This window comes from bacterium (genome assembly GCA_040757115.1).
In the GTDB taxonomy this organism is placed as follows: Bacteria; UBA9089; CG2-30-40-21; order CG2-30-40-21; family SBAY01; genus JBFLXS01.
The window spans coordinates 1-5,690 of sequence record JBFLYA010000240.1 but is presented as its reverse complement, the minus strand read 5'-3'; the positions used below and the strand labels follow the sequence as shown (position 1 = coordinate 5,690).

The 5,690-nt window shown below is 40.8% G+C and carries 1 protein-coding gene; it reads left to right on the top strand.

Translation table 11 applies throughout. The annotated features are described in order from the left end of the window. The first annotated feature begins 8 nt into the window (after positions 1-8). Positions 9-5,444: a PQQ-binding-like beta-propeller repeat protein gene (locus AB1422_15940; protein MEW6620800.1), complete on the top strand. Its 5,436-nt coding sequence runs from the start codon at positions 9-11 to the stop codon at positions 5,442-5,444. The last annotated feature ends 246 nt before the right edge of the window (positions 5,445-5,690 follow it).

Genomic DNA, 5,690 nt, shown 5'->3' with positions numbered 1-5,690 from the left:
TAGGGACATTGTCACTCTTTACTGCTGGAACAACAACCGGTGTAGGTAGTCTAACTACCTACTATGGTTCGATTACTGCTTGTGCTACCATTACTGTCAGGTCAGGCACGATTAGTTACATCGTCATAACTCCATCGGCCGCTACACTTATAGTAGATGGCACACGCACATTTACTGCCACTGGATATGATGATTCTGACAGCTCTATTCCAGACCTGATTTTTACCTGGTCATTCACCATTGGTTCTGTTTCTAATACTACCGGCATTGAAACCTTATTCATCGCTGGCACAAGAACCGGTATAGGCAGTCTTACGGCAAGTTATGGCACTATTAGTTCGTCCGCAACGATTACTATTCTTCCGGGGACACTAAATTATATCATTATCACTCCATCTACAGCAACACTTATGGTGGCTGGCACACGGACATGGACAGCACAAGGATATGATAGTTATGATAATCTTATTTCTGGCCTGGTATTTGACTGGACTACTTTTATTGGTAGTGTTGCTCCGAGTTCAGGGACTCAGACACTCTTTACTGCTGGGACAAGAAGTGAAATCGGAACACTTACGGTTAATTTTGGCACTTGCACTGCAATCGCAACTATTACGCTTATCCCAGGCACATTAACCTGTATTATTATCAACCCATCAACGGCAAGTTTATCGGTGCAAGGAACAACAACATTTACAGCAACTGGCTATGATGTCTATGGAAATCCTGTAGAGTTATCTTCTGTCTGGGCAACAGCAATTGGCAGTGTCCATCCAACTACCGGAACCAAAACATTATTTACTGCTGGAACTTATGCTACTACCGGGACATTAACTTTTACCTCAAGTGGTATTACGGGTGTGGCAACGATTACTATTACTCCAGGCACGATAACCTTTATTCTTATTACACCCGCAACTGCAACTGTATCAACAGGTGGCTCAAGAACATTTACGGCTCAAGGGTATGATGAGTACAATAATTGCATTGCAGGGCTTATTTTTAATTTCTCGGTAGTCATTGGTAGTATTACACCAACTACTGGCACCAGAACAACATTTACAGCCGGGACAACGACTCAAACCGCAACACTTACGGTTACTTATGGCACGATAACCAATATTGCTACTATTACTATTGTTGCAGGAACTTTAAGCTATATTATAATCGAGCCAGCGACGGCGACTGTGGGAATCGAAGGGACAAGAACATTTACGGCTAAAGGCTATGATAACCAACATAATCTAATCGAGAATTTAGACTTTACCTGGCAGACATTAATTGGTAGTATTTCACCAACTACAGGGAGTCAAACACTATTTACAGCAGGCACTCATTCCGTAGTTGGCACATTAGCCGTAAGTTTTGGTAATGTGATTAATTATGCAACAATAACTATTAGGGTCGGGACATTAAATTATATTGTTATTACTCCTTCCTCCGCAACACTTATGATTTCTGGCACAATAACATTTACCGCCCAGGGATATGATGTGTATGGAAACGCAATTCCTGATTTAAGTTACAACTGGTCAACGGCGATAGGAAGTGTTACGCCAACTATTGGTTCATCAACCAGATTTACCGCAGGCACTCAACCTGTTACCGGGACTTTAGCGGTTATTTCAGGGACTGTTACGGCTAAAGCAACTATTACGATAACTACCGGTGGATTACATCATATCACTATTACACCACAAACAGCCACGACAACGGTTAATGGGACTATATCATTTACGGCACAGGGATATGATGTTTTAGGTGGGACTGTAACCGGGATAACATATACCTGGACAACAAATATTGGTAGTGTTTCACCAGTTGAAGGGTCAGTTACAACTTTTACGGCAGGAACCAGAGCATTGACCGGGACATTAGCCGTAACATCAGGCTCTATTACGACGATAGCGACGATTACTATTACCCCGGGCACGCTTACTTCTATTGTTATTAATCCTGCAACTGCAACGGTTCAGTTGAGCTACACTAAGATTTTTACTGCATCAGGCTATGACCAGTATGGTAATTATATTCCGGGTCTTTCTTATAATTGGTTAGTAACTATAGGCACTATTTCTCCAATTGTCGGTGGAACAACAACATTTACCGCGGGTATGGAGGCAGGTGAGGGGACATTAACCGCAAATTATGGCACCGTGAGTCAAAGGGCAACGATTACAGTTACGGGACTAACCCATATGTGGCCAATGTGGCGATATAATCGGTCTCATACCGGTGTGAGTTCTTATCCTGACCCAATTTCGGTCGTTAGTAAATGGACTTATAATACGGGTGTCGATATTTATTCCTCACCGGCAATTGGTCATAATGGGGTTATTTATTTTGGAACAATTGAACCTGCTGGCAAACTATATGCGATAAAATCTGATGGTAGTGCTAATTGGCTTTCACCTTATTCTGCGATTGGACCTATTTATTCTTCTCCTGCTATTGACAGTAGTGGTGTTCTATATGTTGGTGAGGCAAGTATAGGTTACCTTTATGCCATAAATTCAGATGGGACTCTCAGATGGCAATATCAAACCAGTGGGCCTATTTATTCATCGCCGGTGATTAGTTCTAATGGCAATATCTATTTTGGGTCAAATGATGATAAGATTTATGCCTTAACTCCAAATAACACATTGGTTGGAAGTTACTCAACCTCAGGTGATATTCAATCTTCACCCGCAATTGGGACAGATGGCACGGTGTATGTTGGGTCTTTAGATGGTAAAATTTATGCCCTGAGTTCAGATTTAAGCACATTGAGAGGAAGTTACACGACGGGTGGTGCGATTTATTCGTCTCCAGCAATTGCTGAAAATGGGATAGTCTATGTTGGTTGCAATGATAATAAGATTTATGCCTTTAACTCTGATTTAAGCACATTAATCGGAAGTTTTACTGCTAATGATGATATTCATTCTTCTCCAGCGATTGGAACAAATGGCACGGTGTATGTTGGCTCTTTAGATGGTAAAATTTATGCCCTGAGTTCAGATTTAAGTACATTGAGAGGAAGTTACACGACGGGTGGTGCGATTTATTCCTCACCCGTAATTGGTGGAAATGGAATGGTGTATATTGGCTCAGATGATAATAAGATTTATGCATTTGACTCGGTGCTTAATTTAAAATGGAGTTATGCCACAGGTCAGGTTGTGCGTTCTTCTCCAGCGATTGGGAGTGGTTCGACGACGATTTATGTAACCTCTTATGATGATAAACTTTACGCATTTCGGGAAAGTAGTATTCATCATATAACGATTACACCAGGAACAGTCGCGGTAGGCTTGCAGGGAACAGCAACTTTCTCGGCACAGGCGTATGATTCCTCTAATGCTCCTATTTTAGATGCCACTTACACCTGGCAGTTAAGTTCTGGATTAGTTGGTCAAATATCACCGACTACTGGAACCTCTACCGTTTTTACGGCATATAATCTGGCTACCAGAACAACGATATTAAAAGTTACCTCAAGCTCGGTTCAAGGGATGGCAACGATTACGATTAATCCTGGTACAGCCACCAAAGTCATTATGGATACCACGACTAATAATCAATCAGCGGCGGCTGGTTCATCGTTACCATATCCATTCAAGATTACAGTTACAGACCAATACAATAATGGTGTTGGAAACATTGCGGTGGAATTTACTATTACCGCTGTCCCCAGTGGTGCATCTGGATATCGTTTTTACGAGCCACCTACTCTAACTGATGCAGATGGTGTGGCGAGAGCAATGCTAATTCTTGGAAATAAACAAGGAACTTATACCTCACTGGTAAAAACACCGGGATTGAATTTAACGGATTCTCCGGCGACATTTACCGCCTTTGCCACTGCACCAACCGCAAGACTTTCAATAGAACCTTCAAACCTCGGCGTGAGCAATGGAGCATTATTTGATTTGAATATCCAGCTGGCAAATGTCTTTAACCTTAAGCGGGCATCGGTTTATGTCCGATTTGACCCGGCATATTTAGAGGTGCAGGATGCTAATCCGACAAAGGCTGGAGTTCAAATTACGCAAGGTTCATTCCCTGCCGGCGGCTATAATTATTATAACATGGCAAATAATGGCAGTGGGACAATATTATATAAAGTTTTAACAGAGTCGGCAGATGGCACCGGTACATTAGCCATAATTAAGTTTAAGGCATTACAAAATGGTTCAACCACAGTATTTTTTGAATTGGGCACCGGAACAAGTAAAACGGAACTTACTGACCCAGAAACTAATCCTATTCTTTTCACTATGGCCACAGGGACAGTGACTATTGGTCAGGGAGAGGTAAAAGGAGCGGCAATTATCTTTAAACCACCATTTGGATATTCATATTCGGTTTATCATGATGGCATTCTCATTACTGCTCCTTTTGGAACAACTACGACTACGGCTAATGGTCAATTTCATTTTCCCAGTGTTTCTCCAGCCACTTATGTGGCGACGGCAACTACGCCTGGGGCAATAAGACGCTATTGGCCTGATTTCACTGTAGTTGCAGGACAGGTAACGGAGATTGGCACAAAAACTTTATATACCGGTGATGCAAATCAAAATGGTGTCTTTGACGGCACGGATGATATAGATATTATTGTGGAGGCAATGTTTGGTTCTTATAATCCCGCCGCTGACTGCAACCGGGATGGAGTAATAGACGATATTGATATTGATATCTGTGCATATAACTACGACCATAATAATCCACCACCATCACCTGCTCCACCAATAGAATATCCTCAAGAACAAGGCAATATTTCATTAATGGTTATTTCCGAAAACGAAACTCTAAAAGTAGGGGAGACATTTAAAGTAACTATTAAGGTAGATTCACAGGCTAAAGTTAGAATATTTGGTTATTATCTTGCCTATGACCCAACACTTTTAGAAGTAGTAGATACTGATGACAACCAACTTAAATCAAAGCAGTTGGTTGATGGTGTGTATACTGTTCATGGAGTTAAGGATGGAAAGATATGCTACATCGCTATTTCGCTCAAGAAAGATACCTTTAACCCCACTATTTCGAATACCATTACCTTCAAAGCGAAGGCAAAAGGAGCAACTTTATTATCATTCACACCAAATACCAGGTTTATAGATAGAAGCTGGAATCTGGTTGAATTTAGTTCAAATAAAATCTCAATTAACATCCAGGCAGATACAATTGACCAACTATCTACAACTTTAGCTAATGCCCATCCATATCCGAATCCATCCAGAATGGGTGAGGTGCATTTTGCTGGATTAACTGAGAATACAACGATTAGGATTTATAATATTGTAGGGGAATTGGTTTATGAGAAGGAAAACTTTAATGGTGAATGGCGATGCAGAAATTTAGCCGGCGAGCCGGTTGCGTCAGGGATTTACATCTATGTTTTGACAAATGATAAAGGACAGATAAAGAAGGGGAAATTTGGGATTATTCGTTAGAGATAAAAAAATAATCTGAAATCCGCACTTACCCCTGAATGACTGAGCCATTACAGAATTAGCGAATTTTTTCGACCTGTGCAATTAGAAATAAAAGGATAATTGATTAAACAGATTACATTTTTTGTAACCGTTCAGGCTATATATCAAAAGTGTAAGAAAGGGGATAAGGAGATAAGAGTGATATGGAGATAAGATAATAGAAATAGATTGAAATTTATAGAAATAGGTAGAAATTGATTGTGG